Annotated in this window: 23 protein-coding genes and 1 tRNA gene; 13 read left to right on the forward strand and 11 right to left on the reverse strand. The window is 57.4% G+C overall.

Annotated elements, in window-relative coordinates:
• Positions 1-2: 2 nt before the first annotated feature.
• Entirely contained in the window at positions 3-440 is a 438-nt protein-coding gene (locus ACR0NA_RS10700) for a hypothetical protein (protein WP_480728756.1), read from the reverse strand.
• Positions 441-723: 283 nt separating this feature from the next.
• On the opposite strand from ACR0NA_RS10700, the gene htpX reads away from it, so the two are divergent.
• The 3 genes from htpX to ACR0NA_RS10715 all read left to right on the forward strand — a co-directional run bounded on the left by htpX (position 724) and on the right by ACR0NA_RS10715 (position 6,111).
• Positions 724-1,629, forward strand: coding sequence for a zinc metalloprotease HtpX (gene htpX, locus ACR0NA_RS10705; RefSeq protein WP_480728758.1), 906 nt, complete (start codon positions 724-726; stop codon positions 1,627-1,629).
• Between the two features lie 163 nt (positions 1,630-1,792).
• Positions 1,793-3,106 carry an MFS transporter gene (locus ACR0NA_RS10710; protein ID WP_480728760.1) on the forward strand — a complete coding sequence of 438 codons (1,314 nt, stop codon included), beginning with the start codon at positions 1,793-1,795 and terminating at the stop codon, positions 3,104-3,106.
• Between the two features lie 470 nt (positions 3,107-3,576).
• Positions 3,577-6,111 (forward strand): cation:proton antiporter, encoded by a 2,535-nt coding sequence (locus ACR0NA_RS10715; protein ID WP_480729211.1) that lies wholly within the window; start codon positions 3,577-3,579, stop codon positions 6,109-6,111.
• 399 nt (positions 6,112-6,510) lie between these two features.
• Here ACR0NA_RS10715 and ACR0NA_RS10720 read toward each other — a convergent pair whose 3' ends face one another.
• The 6 genes from ACR0NA_RS10720 to ACR0NA_RS10745 all read right to left on the reverse strand — a co-directional run bounded on the left by ACR0NA_RS10720 (position 6,511) and on the right by ACR0NA_RS10745 (position 10,264).
• Positions 6,511-7,671, reverse strand: coding sequence for an energy transducer TonB family protein (locus tag ACR0NA_RS10720; protein WP_480728762.1), 1,161 nt, complete (start codon positions 7,669-7,671; stop codon positions 6,511-6,513).
• Positions 7,668-8,045, reverse strand: coding sequence for an ExbD/TolR family protein (locus ACR0NA_RS10725; RefSeq protein WP_480728763.1), 378 nt, complete (start codon positions 8,043-8,045; stop codon positions 7,668-7,670). The genes ACR0NA_RS10720 and ACR0NA_RS10725 overlap by 4 nt, the downstream gene beginning before the upstream one ends.
• A gap of 4 nt (positions 8,046-8,049) precedes the next feature.
• Positions 8,050-8,415, reverse strand: coding sequence for an ExbD/TolR family protein (locus ACR0NA_RS10730; protein WP_480728765.1), 366 nt, complete (start codon positions 8,413-8,415; stop codon positions 8,050-8,052).
• Positions 8,408-9,070, reverse strand: a complete 663-nt coding sequence (locus ACR0NA_RS10735) for a MotA/TolQ/ExbB proton channel family protein (protein WP_480728767.1) — start codon at positions 9,068-9,070, stop codon at positions 8,408-8,410. The genes ACR0NA_RS10730 and ACR0NA_RS10735 overlap by 8 nt, the downstream gene beginning before the upstream one ends.
• Entirely contained in the window at positions 9,067-9,570 is a 504-nt protein-coding gene (locus tag ACR0NA_RS10740; RefSeq protein WP_480728768.1) for a hypothetical protein, read from the reverse strand. The genes ACR0NA_RS10735 and ACR0NA_RS10740 overlap by 4 nt, the downstream gene beginning before the upstream one ends.
• Before the next feature lie 160 nt (positions 9,571-9,730).
• On the reverse strand, positions 9,731-10,264 hold the full coding sequence (locus ACR0NA_RS10745) for a TetR/AcrR family transcriptional regulator C-terminal domain-containing protein (RefSeq protein WP_480728770.1): 534 nt from the start codon (positions 10,262-10,264) through the stop codon (positions 9,731-9,733).
• A gap of 75 nt (positions 10,265-10,339) precedes the next feature.
• Between ACR0NA_RS10745 and ACR0NA_RS10750 the strand changes: the two genes are divergently transcribed.
• Positions 10,340-10,669, forward strand: a complete 330-nt coding sequence (locus ACR0NA_RS10750) for a pyridoxal-phosphate dependent enzyme (protein ID WP_480729212.1) — start codon at positions 10,340-10,342, stop codon at positions 10,667-10,669.
• On the forward strand, positions 10,657-10,779 hold the full coding sequence (locus tag ACR0NA_RS10755) for a hypothetical protein (RefSeq protein ID WP_480728772.1): 123 nt from the start codon (positions 10,657-10,659) through the stop codon (positions 10,777-10,779). The genes ACR0NA_RS10750 and ACR0NA_RS10755 overlap by 13 nt, the downstream gene beginning before the upstream one ends.
• Here ACR0NA_RS10755 and ACR0NA_RS10760 read toward each other — a convergent pair.
• The gene (locus ACR0NA_RS10760; RefSeq protein WP_480728774.1) at positions 10,776-11,234 is read right to left on the reverse strand and encodes an Lrp/AsnC family transcriptional regulator; all 459 of its coding nucleotides are present in this window, start codon (positions 11,232-11,234) and stop codon (positions 10,776-10,778) included. The two genes, ACR0NA_RS10755 and ACR0NA_RS10760, sit on opposite strands and share 4 nt — an antisense overlap.
• A 114-nt stretch (positions 11,235-11,348) precedes the next feature.
• Here ACR0NA_RS10760 and ACR0NA_RS10765 point away from each other — a divergent pair, with 114 nt between their 5' ends.
• Both ACR0NA_RS10765 and ACR0NA_RS10770 read left to right on the forward strand, forming a co-directional pair.
• On the forward strand, positions 11,349-12,551 hold the full coding sequence (locus ACR0NA_RS10765) for a methionine gamma-lyase (RefSeq protein WP_480728776.1): 1,203 nt from the start codon (positions 11,349-11,351) through the stop codon (positions 12,549-12,551).
• A 10-nt stretch (positions 12,552-12,561) separates the two neighbouring features.
• A complete protein-coding gene (locus ACR0NA_RS10770) occupies positions 12,562-14,958 on the forward strand; it encodes a transketolase (protein WP_480728778.1) in 2,397 nt (798 codons plus the stop codon).
• Between the two features lie 343 nt (positions 14,959-15,301).
• On the opposite strand, the gene ACR0NA_RS10775 is transcribed toward ACR0NA_RS10770, so the two are convergent.
• A tRNA-Thr gene (locus tag ACR0NA_RS10775) sits at positions 15,302-15,377 on the reverse strand.
• A 599-nt stretch (positions 15,378-15,976) separates the two neighbouring features.
• Between ACR0NA_RS10775 and ACR0NA_RS10780 the strand changes: the two genes are divergently transcribed.
• On the forward strand, positions 15,977-16,660 hold the full coding sequence (locus tag ACR0NA_RS10780) for a hypothetical protein (protein ID WP_480728780.1): 684 nt from the start codon (positions 15,977-15,979) through the stop codon (positions 16,658-16,660).
• Between the two features lie 52 nt (positions 16,661-16,712).
• Here the strand turns inward: ACR0NA_RS10780 and ACR0NA_RS10785 are convergent, their stop codons facing one another.
• Positions 16,713-16,973 carry a DUF2312 domain-containing protein gene (locus ACR0NA_RS10785; RefSeq protein WP_170651516.1) on the reverse strand — a complete coding sequence of 87 codons (261 nt, stop codon included), beginning with the start codon at positions 16,971-16,973 and terminating at the stop codon, positions 16,713-16,715.
• A 200-nt stretch (positions 16,974-17,173) separates the two neighbouring features.
• Between ACR0NA_RS10785 and ACR0NA_RS10790 the strand changes: the two genes are divergently transcribed.
• Positions 17,174-17,392 (forward strand): hypothetical protein, encoded by a 219-nt coding sequence (locus ACR0NA_RS10790; protein ID WP_170651515.1) that lies wholly within the window; start codon positions 17,174-17,176, stop codon positions 17,390-17,392.
• Between the two features lie 9 nt (positions 17,393-17,401).
• Here the strand turns inward: ACR0NA_RS10790 and ACR0NA_RS10795 are convergent, their stop codons facing one another.
• A complete protein-coding gene (locus ACR0NA_RS10795; RefSeq protein ID WP_170651514.1) occupies positions 17,402-17,617 on the reverse strand; it encodes a hypothetical protein in 216 nt (71 codons plus the stop codon).
• A 264-nt stretch (positions 17,618-17,881) separates the two neighbouring features.
• On the opposite strand from ACR0NA_RS10795, the gene ACR0NA_RS10800 reads away from it, so the two are divergent.
• The 4 genes from ACR0NA_RS10800 to ACR0NA_RS10815 are packed head-to-tail and all read left to right on the forward strand — an operon-like array spanning position 17,882 to position 20,086.
• Positions 17,882-18,745 carry an MBL fold metallo-hydrolase gene (locus ACR0NA_RS10800; RefSeq protein WP_480728784.1) on the forward strand — a complete coding sequence of 288 codons (864 nt, stop codon included), beginning with the start codon at positions 17,882-17,884 and terminating at the stop codon, positions 18,743-18,745.
• A gap of 40 nt (positions 18,746-18,785) precedes the next feature.
• Entirely contained in the window at positions 18,786-19,214 is a 429-nt protein-coding gene (locus ACR0NA_RS10805) for a YeeE/YedE family protein (protein ID WP_480728785.1), read from the forward strand.
• The gene (locus ACR0NA_RS10810) at positions 19,214-19,645 is read left to right on the forward strand and encodes a DUF6691 family protein (RefSeq protein ID WP_480728788.1); all 432 of its coding nucleotides are present in this window, start codon (positions 19,214-19,216) and stop codon (positions 19,643-19,645) included. The genes ACR0NA_RS10805 and ACR0NA_RS10810 overlap by 1 nt, the downstream gene beginning before the upstream one ends.
• A 9-nt stretch (positions 19,646-19,654) precedes the next feature.
• Positions 19,655-20,086 carry a protein tyrosine phosphatase family protein gene (locus tag ACR0NA_RS10815; protein WP_480728790.1) on the forward strand — a complete coding sequence of 144 codons (432 nt, stop codon included), beginning with the start codon at positions 19,655-19,657 and terminating at the stop codon, positions 20,084-20,086.
• The last annotated feature ends 2 nt before the right edge of the window (positions 20,087-20,088 follow it).

Here is a 20,088-nt window from a genome sequence, read left to right on the forward strand (position 1 = left end):
TTTCAGTGCACTTCAAATTTGACGATATCCCGCTCCTCACCGGCCCGTCCAGCGACGTCGATCACACGATCATCGCCCATCCGGATGCAGGTCGCAGGCAGCTTCCAACCCAATTCCTTTTTGGGTGAGGTCATCCAAAATGCACATTGCCACGGTGTCATGTCACGCGGCAGCGCCTTCAACACTTCTTCCATTAACGGCAGCGGCGTGCCATCTTCAGCGAACTGAAACGAAGGATAGGCGTCTGCGCCTTCGTAAGGGACCGACAGTATTTTCCCCGCCCGTTTCCAGATGTCCCCTATGCGCGTGATCTGCCAGGAACCGTTCTTCCATTTTGCGTGAACCGCGGCGTCATCCAGCAATGGATGCTTCCGCGCAAACTTGTTTCGCTGAATGTCACTTGCGGCATCACAATGCCGGTCGATCTTCGACAAATACATCTACTGACTCACAATACTCACCAACCACGTGGGATTATTGTACCGGAAAGCGCTTCCCGCCAAAGTGAAACACTTCACTTGTTGAATATCGAATACCAACGTGTCCAAGTTGCCGCTACTGTGCATGAGGGAACGACAATGGGCGACCTGCGGGGCCTGAAAAGCCAGCTTTGGCGCATCGCCGAATGCTCTCCTCTTTGTCACAGCCCATGGAAACCAACCCAGCAGACAATATATGATAGGGTGATTTCTTACCCGAAGATTGTGCGCGGGAACACAACGCATGGGCTATACGAAAACTGCGATACTGATGGCCGCTATGACGGCCTTGTTCATGGGGTTGGGATATCTTCTTGCCGGTACCGGGGGGATGTTCCTTGCCCTAGTGATTGCCGCTGGCATGAACGTGTTTACGTGGTGGAACTCGGACAAAATGGTTCTTCGCATGCATAATGCACGGCCCGTTCCAGGCGGTGACCGGTCGGGGCTGTCTCAGATGGTCGAGGATCTGGCGAAGAACGCCAACATGCCGACCCCTGCTGTCTATTTGCTGGACACGCCGCAGCCAAATGCATTCGCTACAGGGCGCAACCCGAATAACGCGGCGGTAGCCGTCACCTCCGGGCTGATGCAAACGTTATCCCGCGACGAACTGGCTGGTGTCATCGCCCACGAGCTTGCGCATATCAAGAACCACGACACCGCCATAATGACTGTCACCGCCACCTTCGCAGGCGCCATTACAATGCTGGCAAATTTTGCGCTGTTCTTCGGCGGAAGGCGGGACAGCGCGATTGGTCTGGTTGGAACCATCGCGCTGATGATCCTGGCCCCACTGGCCGCTGGGTTGGTGCAAATGGCAATGAGCCGAACACGAGAATACGTGGCAGACCGGATCGGTGCCGAAATTTGTGGCCAGCCGCTGGCCCTGGCTTCGGCCTTGGAGCGTATTCAGCTGAGTGCAGCCCGAATTGACAATGATGCGGCCGAAAGGAACCCGGCGACTGCGCATATGTTTATCATCAACCCCCTGCATGCCCATACCCGCGACAAACTGTTTTCGACGCACCCCTCGACCGCAAATCGCATTGCGGCGCTGAGGAAACTTGCCGGGCAAATGGCCTCTCCACGCCAAAGCGAAACTGATCGGGAAAGCAAAGGGCGGATTGGTTCAGGTCCCTGGGGATAATGTTTTTCAAGCCGGGTTGAGACGCTTTTGCTATCCGGTGCCCGTCGGCATGCAGATCGACCGGAAACCGGCCCGCCCGGGTCACCAATGGATTTGATTGGCATCATGCTCCGGCACCGTCTATACTCCTGAAACATTGGACATTATCTGACCAGGCGACGCTATGATTGATGCGACCGTGCCTGCGACCCGATTTCGTTGGGCTATTATAGCGCTTTTGTTTTTGATCAACACGATCAACTATGTCGACCGCTCGGCGATTTCCTACGCGGCCCATGCCATTCAAACCGAGTTCAGCTTGTCATCCTCTCAACTGGGATTGGTGCTGGGCGCTTTCGGCATCGGCTATTTTCTTACAACGCTGCCCGGCGGATATTTCGCTGACCGGTTCGGAGCCCGCAAGACCTTTGCATTTGCCGTTCTGCTCTGGTCCGTCGCAATCGGCTGGACCGGTGCGGCAGTCGGCTTCGCCATGCTGTATTGCGCGCGCATGGCGCTTGGGCTGGCTGAGGGGCCATCCTTTCCAGCACATTCGCGCGTTCTGGAGCGGTGGCTGCCACCCCACGAACGGTCCACGGCCATGGGTGCTGCGCTGGTCGCGATCCCGCTGGCGCTGGCGGTCGGCGCCCCATTGGCCACATTTGTCATCGTCGATTTTGGATGGCGCGTAATGTTCTTTGGCCTCGCGTTGCTGGGCCTTTTGTGGCTGCCCGCGTGGCTCTGGCTATCCAGTGATTCACCTGAAATGTCGCGTTTCGTGAACAGCGCCGAGAGGGACCATGTCCTCGAAGGCCGCAACGCCACGGCGAGACCTGCAAACAGCGGTCGGCTGTCGCGCGAAGATCTCAGGATATTGCTGCGAACACCTACCCTGCTGGCCAGCTATTGGTCGTATTTTGTGTTCGGTTACCTCATCTTTTTCGTAATGACCTGGCTACCTGAGTTCTTGCGCACGACCTATCATCTGGACCTCAAGCAAATCGGTTGGGCGGCAGCGATACCTTGGGCCGCCGCTGCGGCTTCGCTGTATACTGTGGGGCGGCTGTCGGACTGGCTGCTGATCCGGACCGGAACCTATCGGATCGCTAGAACCTACCCTATGGCGGCCCTCCACGGGCTTGTTGCGCTTGCAGTTCTGCCGCTCGCCTTTGTCGACAGCTTCCCAATCGCGCTGATCTGCATTTCGGTCGCCGTATCCGCAGGGCTCGGAGCAAATCCGATTTTTTACGCGGTCATCGCCGATATCGTGCCGCAGCACGCGGGAACCTGCATGGGCGTAATGAACAGCGGCTTTGCCCTTGCCGGATTTCTGGCCCCTGTCATCACGGGCTATGCCCTCAGCGCGACCGGTACATTCGCAGTGGCCTTCGGCCTGATTGCTTGCTTTGCAGCCTCCTCAGTGATCGGTCTGCTGGTTTGGCATCACCCAAATGCCATCGTCGAGTCTGCAAAACCCACGGAGGACGAAGTTTCTTAGAGCCATGCAATGGCTTGGTCATGTTCGCCTGCTCATGCCGGGCACGAACCAACGGTTCAGGTTGTCCCATCCTTTAATCTAACGACTTCTGCACAGAGTTTCGGGATTTCCGACCTCAAATGACTGTTTTTTTGATGCAGTTAATCCAAGCCGAAGCGGGTGGCCCGTATAGGTTCAGAAGGTTTAGACGCCCCGCTGGCCTCAGTGTGCCATTGTGGGTTTTCAAACAACCTGAATGGAGACGTCGGAACAAGTGCTGCACCCTATCGTTGGACGCCTCGCATTCAGACGAGAACGGCCCATAGCTGCCGTTCACTCACCGCGCTGGTGTCGCACTGCGGCCCATCATTCCTGACATTCGCTGCAACTGCACAGTCTGGACGAGTGTAAGTACACACATTGATTCCACGTGGTCGATCCGGCTTGAAGGGTAGATTCCATTAGTTCGAGTTCTCAGGTAACAAGTAATGATGGATATCGTCGTCACTACGACCATCATCACTTCTCTTTTTGTTGTAATCGGCGTGGCGGAACCACTGGCCGCGCGAATGCGCCTGCCCTACAGCGTTATCCTCGCCGTCCTGGGGATAGTGATCGGCCTTGGCGCGACGTTCTTTCTCGACACTGACCTGACGGATGCACTGAACCCGGGGGCGCAGGCAATTATCGATCTACCGATCCGGTCAGACGTCTTCCTCTATGTTTTCCTGCCAACGCTGCTCTTTCAGGCGACACTCGGCATGAACCTGCGCAGGATGCTGGATGACTGGATGCCCATCCTGATGATGGCAGTTGTGGCAGTAATTGTCGCGACTCTCTCCATTGGCTATGCGCTGAGCTGGGTAAGTGCCCTGCCGCTGGCCGCCTGCCTGTTGATCGGCGCTATTGTGTCGACAACTGATCCTTCGGCGGTTGTCAGCATTTTCCGGTCGATTTCGGCACCGCGCAGGTTGTCGCGAATAATTGAGGGTGAAAGCCTTCTTAACGATGCTGCTGCGGTCGCTCTTTTCGGGCTATTCATGAGCTTCGTAATGCTCGGGAGACCCGATCCATTGCTAAGTGAAGCCGTGGGGCAGTTTCCGCTGTTGATAGCAGGCGGAGCACTCACTGGTTGGCTCATGGCGCGCATGGCGGTCTGGCTGATGGCTTTTGTAGATCGCTGGGAAATGGCGCAGATTTCGATTTCCATTGCGCTGCCTTACCTCGCCTACATCGTTGCAGAGCAAAGCGTCGGGGCTTCGGGTGTCATTGCGGTGGTGGCCGCAGGTCTTACGCTCAACCTCACAGGCCCCGGTCGTTTGTCACCGGTCGCCTGGACAAATCTGCAAGAAGTTTGGGATCTTCTGGCACATTGGGCAGGCGCGCTGATCTTTATTCTTGCAGCGTTGCTGATACCGAGATTGCTGGAAGAGGTGCGGCCGTCCGACTTTGGCCTGCTGGTTGTGGTGGTTCTGGCCGCCATGTTCGCACGGGCAGCAATTCTGTTCGGGTTGCTGCCATTGCTTACGGCAATAGGCCTGTCGCCTGCTGTTGAACGCCCCTATCGCACCGCAATACTGTGGGGTGGGCTTCGTGGTGCCGTGACGCTGGCACTGGCACTGGCTGTTACCGAAAGCACGCATATCCCGCTTGAAACCAAGCGCCTGGTCGGCATTCTGGCCACTGGCTTTACGCTGTTTACACTGATTGTTCAGGGTACAACCTTGCGCATGGTGATCACAAAACTGGGGCTCGACAGGCTTTCTCCGCTTGATACTGCCCTGTCGCGTCAGGTGATCGCGGTCGCCTTGCAATCGGTTCGCGAGGACGTGTCCCGCACCGCAGAAAACTACAACCTGACCCACGATATCGTCAGAAACGAAGCCAAGCAGTTTAGCGAACGCCTCGACGAGGCCGTAAAGGCCGCTGAAGACAGTGCGCAGATCCTTGATCGTGACCGGGTCACACTTGGCCTTATTGCGCTGGCCGGTGCAGAGCGGGATTCCGTCTTGGCTCGGATGCGGGAACGCACAATGTCATCGGTTCTGAGTGAGAAGATTCTGTCCGATGCGGATCGGCTCATTGAAGGCGCACGGACTGGCGGGCGGATCGGCTATCAGCGCGCATCAAATCGGTCGGTCGTTTACGGCAGATCTTTTCGGATCGCCGTTTTTCTGCACAACCGGCTTCGAATTTCGTTCCCGCTCACGCGTCTCACAACGGATAGGTTCGAAAGATTGCTCATGCAACGTCAGATCCTGCAGGACCTCGATGGGTTCGTCCGCGGCCGCATCCGCCGAATCCACGGCCGCCGGGTTGCAGATTTGCTGGATGAAGTGTTGGCCCGTCGATCCGAGGCGGTTGAAACAGCGCTGGACGGTCTACGGCTGCAATTTCCCGGCTATGCCGAAAAGTTGGAGCGGCGATTTATCCGGCGAACCGCACTGCGCCTTGAAGAACGTGAATATGCGGTCATGCGCGAAGACGGCCTTGTGGGCGAAGAACTTTATTCTGTGTTGATGCAGGAAGTGGCGAGGCGACATACGCTATCTGAAGGGCGTCCAAAGTTGGACATCACTCTTAAAGGACGGGATCTGGTCAGGCAGTTCCCACTATTTTCCGATCTCGACAAATCTTCACTCAGGAAACTCAGCCGGGCGCTGCGTACCCGATATGCCAATGCGGGTGATACCATCATATCCAAAGACGAATTCGCCCGGAGTGTGTTCTTCATTGCTTCCGGAGCGGTGGAAGTGGAACTCGGCAGGCACAGCTCGCGGCTGGGTCGCGGTGAAATGTTTGGGCAATTGGCCATGCTATTGAAACGGCCCCGTCGCGTAAACGTGCGGGCGTTGGCACCCTCGACCCTGCTTATGCTTGACGAGGCAAGTTTCCGGCGTTTGCTGCGGCGAAGCAAGGCCATGCGAAACTCTGTCAAGATGAGCGCTGACAAGCGCATGATCGACCCAGCGGTATTGGATTTGGATGAGGCAGAGGGATCCTCTGAAAAAGGGACCATATCTTGAGAGATACTCAATTGGAAAGGAACCGCGAAATCAACAGAGGTGTTTCACGGGCACCAGTCGGGTTCTGTTTCGTTGAATGTCTACTCCTATCAGAGGCTTGTTCACTCGAAAAAATCGTCGCTACCCTCAACATCTCGGACAATCGCCCAATTGCCGACCTCTCATTTTAAGAGCGTCAGTCAGGAAGTGCAGCTGTATGAGACAGCGGGGCGCACGATCTGCGATATATCAACGGCCCAATCCGGTCATTGAGCCTTGCCAAATAATGCTGCGCCGCGGCCCGTCGCACCTGTCGTTCGCTGCAGGCGCAAAATCAGAGACTGGCTAAACTCACGTTGCCCGGACTAAATGAACTTTCGCTGCGCCTCCACCAAGGTCGGCTATCGCCTGCGCTGCTGATCATTTGATCTGATAGAAGAATGAAAGCTTTCGGCTTACGCCGCCCGGCGGGCGCGGGAATGGTGCCGCGCTCTGAACCTGTGCCTTGGCGGCGCGGTTGAGATTCTGGGAACCTGAACTGTCGACGACGTCGACCCAAGCCAGCGTTCCATCCGGATTGATCTCGAAGAAAACCTGCGCGAACCCTCTATCTTTGACATAGACGACCGGAGATCGATTGAGATGGACCAGTACCTCACCGGCATAGTTTGTTGTGTCAGCGTTGCCCGGTCCGCGCCCACCTGTCCGGCTTCCGCTGCTTCTCTGGCTGAAGGCATCGACACCATCGCGCTGATAGGTGCGAAGCGGCGACTCGACCAACTGCGTGGGATTGCGCAGGTCACTGAAATCGTTCAATCCGTCGCGCAAGCCCTTCAGCGTGGGTGTTGGCCGCTCTTCGCGTAGACGCGGACGGGGAGAAGTGGCCATGGCCAGATCGGTCGCATCCGTTTCTTCATCGCTTGCTGCGGCATCGGGTTCGTCAGGCACTGGCTCTGCCGTTTCAAGCGGGATTTCCGGCGCGATAGCCGCCTGTTCCAACGGGACAACGGGAACTGCCGCGGTCTCGGGCGCCGGAGCAATCGTGGCAGCAGGTGCAATGGATGGCGCGACCGCGGTCTCGGCCTCAACGGGTGCTGCGCTGCCGTCAGCCGTGCCAACCGGAGTTTCTGTAACCGTGTCGGGTTCCACCGGCGGTGTTGCGGCCGTTTCCTCGGCGGTGTCAGCGCCATCTTCGGGCGGGTCTTCACCCTCTGGCGCGTCGGGTTGAGGCGGTTCCGCTGCCGTCGGTTGCAGGATTTCAGCAGTGCCGGTGTCGGGCGATGACACTTGTTGCGGGTCGTCCGAGGCCACACGCGCATCGCTGGTCGGTACTTCCGCCGGTTCAGGTTCCGGCGCCGTCTCGACCGGAGGATCGGGCACTTCTGCGGGTTCGGGTTGCACCGGTTCGACGGGGGCATCCGCCAGATCTTCGAAAGCATTGCCCAAGGCGACCGTGTCCGCTGTGCTGTCCGCCGCAAGCCGTGCTGCCGGATCAGGCACAACAACGCTCAAGCCAAAAAAGTGAACCAGCAGCGACACCAGCAGGGCAATCGTCGCAACAGCCAGCGACCGGCGGATCATTCGAGGGCCTGCTCGGTCACGAGAAACACCGAGGATGCGCCAAGGCGGCGGAGCGTGCCGGTGACCTCGATCAAGCGGACGCCAGAGACGTTGCGGTCGGGTACGATCCTGACGGGTTCGGTGCCGTGATCCGTCATGTAAGCCTCCGGATCGGTCGCTGTGCCGCGAAAGCTCAGGCTTCCGTCCTGGTGCAGCACCAATGCGTCGGGCGGTTCCCTCCCCTCAAGCTCGGTTGTGTTCACAAGCTCCAGATCGGAGTCGAGCGGTGCGGCCAGCGTGCCGGTAATCAGGAAGAAGATCAGCATCAGAAAGATGATGTTGATCAGCGGGATGGTCGAGTCGCGTTTGCGGCGGGGGCGGGCGTGGCGGATCATCGGCTCACTCCAACACCGTTACGCTCAACCCGTCGCGCCCGCGTAGGCGAACCAGCAGATCCACCAGCCGCTGCGCCGAGGTGTCGGCATCAAGGCTGACCAGAACCTGCCCGGTCTCGACCCGCCCGGCCAGCTCATCGAGCGAGGCCGGCGCGCCATTCAACTTCAGCCGCTCTGCGCCAAGCTGAACAAAGACCCGTTCCGTCGGTTCGCTGGCTGCTGCGCCCCCGGCGGTTGCACTGCTCAGCTCGATCTCGCTGAAACGCGAGAAGGTCGATGACAGCATGAAGAACAGCAAAAGCAAGAAGATCACGTCGATGAGCGGTGTCACCGACAAGGGCCGTCTGACAAAGGGCGCTGCCCTACGCATGCTCGGGCGTGGCCGAGGAGGCCTCGGTTCCCGCCGCCGCGATGGCCTGACCCGGCACCAGCACGGTGCGCAGGGCTTTGTCCGCGAAGACCCGCTCGCGCGCGGTGCGGCTTTCGAACCAGGAGAGCAGCATTGAAGTGGGCATGGCCACGGCAAGGCCAACCGCCGTGGTCACCAAGGCGACCCATATGCCGCCAGCCAACAGAGAGGGATCGACAGAGGAGCCCGCCGTCTGCAGGCTCTGAAACGCTTCGATCATGCCCAGTACAGTGCCAAAGAGCCCTAACAGCGGGGCGAGCTGCGCAATGGTGTCCAGCAAACGAAAGCCTTTCTCAAGCCCGGCAAGCGCCAGACCCGCTTCGGCGTCCAAACGATCATCGAGGCCGGGCGTCTCGGGTGTATCCATTGCGGCGCCGACAATCGGGGCGAGGTAGCTGCGGCTGTCGTCAAGACGCGCACGCGCCGTCTGCCGGTCTCCCTTGTCCCAAGCTGCCAGCGCCTCGGACAGAACCCGGTGTCGACCGACCCCACAAGCCGCATATTGCCAGATCTTGTAGATGGTTACCGCCAAGGTCAGCACAGACATTACGATCAGGATCGCGACCACCGGACCGCCCAGGGCCAGGATCTCGCGTAGGGCTTCAAACGGGTTCATCCGAGAAGCTCCACTTCGACACGGCTGCTTGGAGACAGCGCCTCATGGCAGATCTTGCTCTCGGCCCCCGCGACAACGCAAGAATTCGCCCCGTTGATCAATGCCCGTCCCACCATGTCGCAGGTCATGCCGGGCAGATCGAACTGGCGCACGCGCGGTCGTCCCGCCGGTAAATCGCGGAAATCGAAGAGCGACAGGCGCACGACCCCACCGGTTGCATCGAATATCACGGTCTCGAACACGGCTTTGTCGATCTCTTCTTCTGTCATGTTTTGCGCAAAGAAGGTCAGGCGGCAGGCGCCGTCGACATCCTTAAGCGCATTCAGTTCAATAAGAAGGCCCGATCGTCGCTCTGTGGTGACCTGTGCGAGCAGCGTCGTCTGAAACGAAGATGCTACGACCAAAAGCCCAGCAAGAGCAAGGCGACGAAATAGCATGGTTTGTCTCCCGAGCGCAGATTTCTTGAATGCCATAGAACCGCGACGCTCCGCGTCGGCCATGCCAAAACTATGTCAACTCGTCCCTGCTTTAAAGGGCCATTCGAGACAACCTTGGCAGCAGCCAAGGTCGGCTTTCGGCAATCGCTTCCATTTATTCAAGGTGCCGCATTTGGGACTATGGGCTCGAGCTTACCTTAGAAGCGCCGCGACATTAATACACTCAAACCATTGCACCAAATTGAAAACGGCCCTTTGCCGCCATTCGAGTTTTGCGAGCCGAATTTCCGTTCGTTAGCAACAGAGCCAAGTGGGAAACTGAAGCGGATTGGGAAAAGGTTCGCAGGCCCTGGCTCAGGCCGGCTGGCTTGTGTATCTCAACAGGAACAGCTGCACGCTTCCCTGGGCGATGCTGTCGATGTCCTCTGACGCGCGCGCCCACGCTGTTCAGGATGGCCGACAGCAGGATCATGCTCTTGAACATGGCTAGCAGCCGCGTCGTCGCGGCATTGGGGTCATCTTCAGAGAGCTGGCCAGCCGTCATCGCATCTGAGACAAGTCGGGTCAGCGGGGCATCGACCTTGAGGTAGGCCGCTTTGAACCTTTGGGCCGCCTCGGGATTGCGCATGAATTCGGACTGCAGCACTCGGGAGCCGATCAGGAATTCGGCCGTCATGGTCTGGCGCATATAGGCGGTAAGCACGTCGGTCAGCTGTGGCTCGAGGGGAGCGTCCAGATTATGTTCCGGGATATCCATATTCGCAAGCAACTGTAGGATCGAGGCGCTGATCGCGTCGAACAGTAACAGGAACTTGGTTTCACTTTCGACTACATTGTCGTTTGTGTTGTCACCGGCTCAACCCAGGGTGGGATGATCGTGGGTTTTGCTGCACAGGACCGTGCGGATCGGGTGATCGGGATAGATGCCTCCGGTACGCTGGACCAAACTCGTGAACGGGTGCGCGGGATTGTCAATAAGACTGCAGGCCTGGTCGGGTTGGGCCGGGAAGTGCGCGAAGATGATATCGTCATCAACCCGGATTATTCCTATCCGGCCTACGGCGTCCCCTCGGAAGAAACCAATGAAGCCATTCGTCTCGCCGCACGCACCGAGGCAATGATCACCGACCCGGTTTACGAAGGTAAGTTATGCAAGGTCTGATCGATCTGACCCGCGAAGGCTTCTTCCCTGATGGGTCCAAGGTTCTCTACGCCCATCTAGGCGGAGCGTCCGCGCAAAATGGATACAGCTACCACTACAAGGACGGTTAATCGATTGCCGGAAACACGTTTGTCTTCTTCACGGTAGAGTAGACAAAACTGGTGTCGATCGAGGCAATACCTCCGATGGGATGGATGCGATGGCGGATGAAATCCTCATAGGCGTCCAACCCGGGCACCACCACCCGCAACTGGTAATCCGAGGCTCCGGTCAGGACATGGCACTCAAGCACTTCGTCAATCGCATGGATTCGGCTTTCGAAGCGCCGCACGTCGTCTTCGTTGTGGCGTTCCAACCGAATACGCACGAATACCGTGATCGGCAGCCCATAGGCCTTTGCGTCCACCTCGGCGCTATATCCCCGGAGCGTGCCGTTTTCTTCGAGGTTGCGCAGGCGGCGCAGGCAGGGCGACGGCGACAAGTTGACTTCGGCAGCGAGGTCCTGATTGGTCATGCGCCCATTTGCCTGCAGGGCGCGGATGATTTGTCGGTCTTTGGCGTCCATTTCGACCCCCTATTGGCAGATAATGCCAAAATTAATACCAAGTGCAGCATAACTCGCAATCATTACCCCGCCAATACATCGCATCCTGCCTCAAACAACATGAGAGAGGTTGCCATGATTTCATCCAAAGGCTTCGCCACCCGCGCCATCCACCACGCCTATGATCCCCAGCAGAACGAAGGCGCGCTGACACCGCCCTTGCACCTGACATCGACCTTCGCGTTTGAGACCACCGAGGCTGGGGGCGAGATGTTCGCCGGCGAACGCCAAGGACACATTTACAGCCGCATCTCAAACCCAACCTGTGACCTGCTGGAGCAGCGCATCGCCACGCTTGAAGGGGCCGAAGCCGGGCTGGCCCTGTCCAGCGGCATGGGCGCGATCACTGCAGTGCTGTGGACGCTGCTGGCACCCGGCGATGAAGTGATCGTGGACAAGACGCTTTACGGTTGCACCTTCGCCTTCATGCGGCATGGGTTGGCAAAGTGGGGAGTGACAATCACCCACGTGGATATGACCGACCCTGAGAACCTGCGCGCCGTGATCTCGGATCGGACCCGGGTCGTCTATTTCGAAACTCCGGCCAATCCGAACATGCGGCTGGTGGACATTGCCGCCACCGCCGCGATCGCGCATGAAGCCGGAGCGCAGCTGGTCGTCGACAATACCTATGCCACGCCCTTCCTGACACGACCCATTGAATTGGGTGCTGACATCGTGCTGCATTCCGCGACCAAGTACCTCGGCGGACATGGCGACGTGGTTGCAGGGCTTGTTGCCGGCACAACCGAACAGATCGCCGAGATCCGGCTTGTTGGTATGAAGGACATGACCGGCGCGGTCATGGCGCCGTTCAATGCGATGCTGATCCTGCGCGGGTTGAAAACTCTGGCCCTGCGTATGGAGCGTCATTGCGCTTCGGCTCGAATTGTGGCCGAGCATCTTCAGGGGCATCCGTCGGTTCGCGCCGTGTACTTTCCCGGTCTGGATAGTTTTGCCCAACACGAACTTGCAACGCGCCAGATGGCCAAGCCCGGCGCGATGATCGCCTTTGAAGTCGATGGCGGAATGGCAGATGGCGTCCGGTTCATGAACAATCTGAAAATGATCCAGCGGGCCGTGTCACTGGGTGATGCTGAAACGCTGATCCAGCATCCCGCCTCGATGACCCACTCGACCTATACGCCCGAGGAGCGCGCCGAGCACGACATCACCGACGGGCTGATCCGTTTGTCAGTTGGGTTGGAGGATGTCGATGACATCATCGCCGACCTTGATCAAGCACTGCCTCAACCTATTCATCACGCCGCCGAGTAAGGAGCCTCTCATGTCCACCGACATCGCCCACCTGAAAACCATCGAGCAACGGCTTTTGTGGCTGTCGCACTGGATGATCCACCACGCCAATCATGTGCGGCCCAAGGTGGACGGGATTAAGATCGGTGGGCATCAGGCTTCGTCGGCCTCAATGGCGTCGATCATGACTGCGCTCTATTTCTCGGCCCTCAAACCCGAGGACCGGGTTGCGGTCAAACCCCATGCCTCGCCGATTTTTCACGCGATGCAATATCTGATGGGCAACCAGACACGCGAGAAGTTGGAGAACTTCCGGGGCTTTGGTGGGGCCCAATCTTATCCCAGCCGGACCAAGGACATTGACGATGTGGATTTTTCCACCGGATCTGTGGGCCTCGGAGTGGCGATAACTTCGTTTGCCTCAATCATTCAGGATTACATCAAGGCAAAAAACTGGGGCGACGGTGCCCCGATGGGCCGGATGGTAGCGCTTGTCGGCGATGCGGAATTGGACGAGGGCAATATCTACGAAGCTCTACAAGAGGGATGGAAGAACGATCTGCGAAACACCTGGTGGATTATCGACTATAACCGCCAGTCGCTTGACGGGATTGTGCGCGAGGGGCTCTTTGAGCGGATCGAGAAGATTTTCGATGCCTTCGGCTGGGATGTGGTGCGCGTGAAGCACGGCGTGTTGCAGCGGGCAGCCTTTGAAGAGCCGGGCGGCGACAAGCTGCGGGGCTGGATCGACGCCTGCCCGAACCAAGACTATTCGGCACTGACCTTCATGGGGGGCGCGGTCTGGCGCAAGCGGCTGATGGACGATCTCGGGGATCAGGGCGATGTCTCTGCTCTGATCGACCGGCGCAGTGACGAGGGACTTGCCGCGCTTATGGAAAATCTCGGCGGCAACTGCGTGGAAACGATGGCGGAAACCTTCGATGCCATTACCCATGATCGTCCGACCTGCTTTCTGGCCTATACGATCAAGGGTTGGGGCACGCCCATTGCAGGCCATAAAGACAACCATGGCGGGTTGATGAACAACAGCCAATTCGAACAGTGGCAGGCGCATATGGGCGTCGCCAAGGGCGAAGAATGGGAACCTATGGCTACGGTCGCGAACCCGGACGCATTGCGGGATTTCCTGTCGAAAGTAGCATTCTTTGCTAAAGGCACTCGGCGTTATCACGACGGTAAGTTGGACGTGCCCAGCATTGCCATCGACACCTCTCGCGAGATCTCTACCCAAATGGCATTCGGCAAGATCCTCGACGATCTCTCCAAGGGCGACAGCGATCTTGCCGAACGGATTGTCACAACCTCACCGGATGTCACGGGGACCACAAACCTTGGTCCATGGGTGAACCGCCGCAAGCTCTTTGCTCGCTCCGAGCAGGTCGATGCGTTTATTGAACATCGCATACCCTCCACCGCGAAGTGGGAGTTCACGCCCGAGGGTCAGCATATCGAGTTGGGCATTGCCGAGATGAATCTGATGCTGCTTCTGGGGGCAGCCGGTCTGTCGCATTCCCTGTTCGGCAAGCGGCTCATCCCCATCGGCACGGTCTATGACCCCTTCGTCGCGCGCGGCCTAGATGCCCTGAACTATGCCTGCTACCAGGATGCGCGCTTCATTCTTGTCGGAACGCCCTCGGGTGTGACGCTGGCGCCTGAAGGCGGGGCGCACCAATCAGTTGGTTCGCCGCTTATTGGTATGAGCCAGGACGGGCTCGCGAGCTTTGAGCCCGCGTTTGCAGACGAACTGGCGGTGATCATGGAATGGGCATTCGATTACGTCCAGCGCGACGGAGAGGGCGACCCCTGCGAACGCACTTGGTTACGCGATGAAACCGGTGGTTCGGTCTATCTGCGTCTGACCACCAACCCTGTTGAGCAGCCAGGCAAGCGCGTGGACGAGGATTTCCGCCAAGGAGCCATTGACGGTGCTTACTGGCTGCGCAAGCCGGGTCCGAATTGCGATGTGGTTATCGCCTACCAGGGCGCCGTTGCCACTGAGGCGATCAAGGCTGCCGGGATGATTGGGGAAAACCGGCGAGACATCGGCGTGCTCGCCGTGACCTCGGCTGACCGGCTCAACGCAGGCTGGACCGCAGCCCAACGCGCCCGCTCGCGCGGCAATCAGGTGGCACATTCCCATATCGAAACCCTGATGGCCGAGCTTCCGCCGCATTGCAAAGTCATCACCGTCATTGACGGACACCCTGCGACGCTGTCCTGGCTTGGGTCCGTTGCCGGTCTTCAAACCATTCCGATGGGCGTCGAGCACTTTGGTCAGACTGGCACAATCGGCGACCTGTACCGCCATCACGGTATTGATGCCGCTGCCATTGTCGAGAAAGTGAACGGTTTGACAGATGGGAAGAATGTGCGCCGTGGCGCCCTGGCTTCGATTACCTGCAACTGACCATCGCCACGAAAGCAGTCATTCGACCGTTCAGCGGCGAATGGCAGCTTACCGCCCTGAATGACGAATACTGCATGTCCTAGCCCCCCCTAAAACTGTGCCACTACAGTTACCGCGAGAAGGAGAGTCGCTTGGCGGCAGAAACTTGATTTGGAAAAGTTACCAAAAAAACTTCAAAGACTATGCTTAACGTTATCTTTTGCCCCAACTGGTCTTTAGCATCTGCAGCCATCCTGGTTCCAATACCAAATGCCCCAGAGGGACACCCTCGGGACACAATAGCCAGAGCGACTAAGAGATGTGTCCCGGAGTATAGTAATTCTTTGTTATTTCAGTAATTTGATGGTGCCCCCACACGGACTCGAACCGCGGACCTACTGATTACAAATCAGTTGCTCTACCAGCTGAGCTATAGGGGCACTTTCTAGCTTCGTTGCGGCGCCATAGCTTGACCCATAAGTTCTCTGGATCAGTTTGCGGTGCTACTCAGCATCAAAAGTTAGGGCTTAATCTGGAACGCGGTTACCCTTATGTTCCTGGCTATGCCTCACTGGATGAGCAGGCATATAGGACAAAAAAAACTGCCCCGCAACCCGCTAAATTTCGCCTTCGAAACTCATTAAAAAGGCCCCCTGGCTGGCCGCGCAAAGCTAATAAAGGACGAAACTCCCCGCCGCGAAATACTTGCAGCTCTAATGCGCACATCCAAAACTTGCGCCTGCCAACTTCCATTCGTTCGCAGCGCGGCATATTTGACTGCAGATGGCGCAAATAGTAACCCGAATTCCGGCGGTATTAGCGAGCGAAGACGAAAATGCAGTTGGTATTTCATACAGGTGCTCACGCGACTGACGAAAGGCTCCTCCTGAAATGCCTGACGTCCAACAAGGAAATGTTGCAGAAGCACGGCGTCATCCTTCCGCGACTAGGCCACTACAGACCAGCTTTCCGAAAGGCATTTGACACGATCGGCTCGGAAACTCCGCCAAACAGCATTAAAAATGACCTGCTCGAAGCCATGTTGGAGGGCAACCAGGCCGACCGCGTAGTACTTTCTCACGTTCAGTTCTTTGGCACACATTCAGCGGCGATCGGGAACGGGCGCTTCTATCCGTTGGCCGGTCCTCGCATGGCATTTTTGACAAGCACTTTTAGCGATGACCAGGTTGAATGGTTCATGGGGCTGCGAAATCCGGGCAGCTTCATTCCCAAGATCCTGATGGCCCTGCCCGAGAAACAGCGGGATGAAATCACTGCGGATACAGACCTGAGCACTCTGAACTGGGCAGACATGGTCACACAGGTTCGAGAAATGGCACCAGATGTGAAAATCACACTTTGGTGCAATGAAGATACGCCCCTGATCTGGGGCGAAATCCTGTGTGCAATGGGTGGGTTGAAGCCGGGAACACCGATACGCGACGAGTTTTCCTTGCTGGCATCACTGTTGTCAGACAGCGGCAAACAGGAGTTGCTTGCACTTGTACGGCAAAATCCCGGTCCGATGACACCTGAACTGACAGAACAGATCGCTGATACGTACGCCCGGCATGCGCAGGAAGATATGCTCGAGGAAGAGCTGGGCTTGCCGGACTGGACCGAAGATGTGGTCGAAGCTTTTTCCGAATTGTACAGCCAGGACATTGCACAGATTGAGGCGATGCCGGGGGTTCACTTCATCAAACCAACGCTACCCGCTTGAGCCGAAACAAAGAAGTTTGCTCGACCTTTGCGCGGGTACCGTACAGTCGAAATCAGGTCATGCCTAAGGCTTCTTTGTACATTTCGATCACAGCTTCCTGTTCGGCCAGATCGTCTTTGTCTTTCTTTCTGATGCTGACGATGCTGCGCAGTGCACGGGTGTCGTAACCGCGTGATTTGGATTCGCTGTACACTTCCTTGATTTGATCGGCGATGTCTTTCTTTTCAAGTTCAAGACGCTCGATCCGCTCGATGAATTGACGCAATTCGCCTGCGGTTACCTTATAGCTGTCGTCGGGGCTGCTTTGATCCATTGTCGGACTCACCTCTTCTGGGGATTTCTTTCAGGTGCAAAATCGCGGAGAAACAACGCGGGAAATTCTGGGGCAATGAGCGGGATACATCGCTGCCGCGTTGGCCGCAAGCCAACAATCGGATTGCTTGGGCAAGGCTTGTACCACCGCCAGCAATCCGCTAAGCGGCGAGATGCCCGCACGACAAGCCTGAGGTCATCATGTTCGAAATCATCATCTGGAGTGGCGCAGCCCTGTCACTGGCCGGTCTCACCGGATTGCTCTGGTGCATCCTGCGGGTGATGAAGGCGCGCAAGGCCGGGCTGTCGGACGACGAACTGCGTGCTGCCGTTCAGGGCGTCCTGCCGTGGAACCTGGCCTCGCTCTTTCTGTCTGTAATCGGGTTGATGCTGGTCATCCTGGGCATTTCGTTCGGATAACCGCAACTATCAAACCGGCAAATTGTCAAACTGCGCTTCTATGGCATCTTCGCACAACGCGGCATCCAGGCGACGCAACCGAGACGGAATGTGAATTCCGTTCACCCGCATCCTTTCAAGCACTTTGCTGACCGAAGGCTGCAACTCCAAGCGCGTATCAAGGCAAGCGCCTTTCAACTTTTGCTCCAAAAGTTCGACTTCCCTATTGAGATCCTGTGCAAGCATCTGACTCCTCCCCTGTTCTGCAAGCCTGACAGATATAGGTAACGGCAATAAGACTGGCACGCTGCTCACCGCGCGATATGCGGAAAATCGCCCGGACCTGCACACAAATTCGGCAAATCACCGCGCTTCGAGTATTCTTATATCAGAATCCCAACAAGTTGGTATTGACCGATATCAACCTTCACACCCGGTCTGACTGGAAAGGTCATTGCATCACATTCCATTCTTAATATATGTATATCCGGAGTAATGATGGAGACACGCATGACGCCCAAAGTGAAAGCTTTCTTCGACAATGCGACCTTTACGGTGTCCTACGTCGTACAGGAACCCGAAGGCACAGCCTGTGCAATTGTCGATAGCGTACTGGATTTTGACCACGCCTCAGGCCGGACCAACACGTCATCGGCTGATGAAATCATTGAATACGTTAAAAATAATGACCTTAAAGTCCATTGGATTTTGGAAAGCCACGTGCACGCCGACCACTTGTCTGCCGCGCCATATCTGCAAGAGAAACTGGGTGGCAAGATCGGTATCGGCAAGAATATCACCATCATTCAGGATACGTTCGGCAAGGTTTTCAACGAAGGTACAGAGTTCCAGCGGGACGGCAGCCAGTTCGACGCGTTGTTTGTCGAAGGCGACAGCTTCCACATCGGTCAGATGCGTGGTGACGTTCTGCACACTCCGGGCCATACTCCGGCTTGTCTGACATACGTGATCGGCGACGCGGCCTTTGTCGGGGACACATTGTTCATGCCGGATTTCGGCACGGCGCGCTGTGACTTTCCGGGCGGTTCGTCCGCCGAACTTTACGCTTCCATTCAGAAAATCCTGTCGCTGCCCGATGAAACACGCGTTTTTGTCGGACACGACTATAAGGCGCCGGGGCGCGATGAATACGCGTGGGAAACAACGGTTGGAGAGCAAAAGGCGCTCAACGTTCATATCGGTCAGGGACGAAGCATCGAAGAGTTCGTTGAAATGCGGGATGCCCGCGACGCGACGCTGGACATGCCCCGACTGATCCTTCCGTCGTTGCAGGTCAACATGCGCGCAGGCCAGATGCCTCCGGCGGACGAAAAGGGCGATGTTTTTTTGAAACTCCCGGTGAACAAGCTCTGAGTTCCGGAAGCTCGCGCGGAATAAGAAGGAACACGATCGTATGGAACCAGAATGGATACGAGGCCTGATTGGCGGCTTGCTGATCGGTCTCGGCGCGGCGGTCTATTTGCTGGGCAATGGGCGGATCATGGGAGCCAGCGGCATACTCGGGGGGCTTGTAGACGGCAGCGGCAAGAGTAATTTTCCCGAGCGGCTTACCTTTATCGCGGGCGTTGTTGCGATGCCTTTCCTGCTGCGCCCACTGATAGCACCGCAGGCTCAGACGCACCTGACAAGCAATGTAGCGATAGTGATTGCCGCCGGGCTGCTGGTGGGCATAGGAACCCGGATCGCGAACGGCTGTACGTCCGGGCATGGGGTCTGCGGTATCTCGCGATTTTCACTGCGCGGCATCGTGGCCACTGTTTTCTATATCCTTGCCGGCGGCATGACGCTGGTTGTGTTCCGCCACCTATTGGGAGTGGTCTGATGCGCATATTATTGGCACTGATCGCCGGCTCTCTTTTCGGCAGCGGTCTGCTAATTTCCGGCATGACCGACACAACAAAAGTCCAGGGATGGCTGGATGTCTTTGGAAACTGGGACCCAACGCTGGCATTTGTAATGGGCGGGGCCATTGTTCCCATGTTTTTTGCATGGCGCCTCACTCAGGGGCGCAAGCCTTTGTTGAGTGACGAATTTCCGACGCACCCTCGCCCCGAACTGGATCATCGCCTAGTGACCGGATCTGTCATGTTCGGCATGGGGTGGGGGCTGGCCGGGCTTTGCCCCGGCCCAGCGATGGCGTCTTTGACATATGGCGGTGCTGGGGGCCTGATCTTTCTTGGGTCAATGATTGCTGGCATGATTGTGTCCCCAAAAATCGGCACGCAACTGGACAGGATCGCAAGCGCGGCCTAAGGAATTGACATGGAGATTCGCCAGATCACACCCCGCTATGCCGTCTCGCCGCAAATCACGGTTGAAGATGTCCCATCCATCGCCGCCGCCGGGTTCGTCAAGGTCATTTGCAACCGCCCGAACTCCGAAGTTCCGGTCGATCAGCAGTCGGACTCAATCGGTGCCGCCGTACGGGCAGCGGGCATGGCTTACGAGGTTCTGGAACTGACCCATCAGACCATGACCCCGGAAAATGTCGAACACCAACGCACTTTGGCTGAGAGCTGTGAGGGACCTGTATTAGCCTATTGCGCATCGGGCACCAGATGTTCGGTCGTCTGGGCGCTTGGGCAATGTGATCGCATGGAGCCCGAGGAAATCCTGAGCGTCACGAGCAAAGCGGGCTATGATCTGAACAACCTGCGCCCTGCTTTGGAACAACTGCGCAATCGGCCAGACTGATC

The organism is Ruegeria sp. C11 (assembly GCF_056537725.1).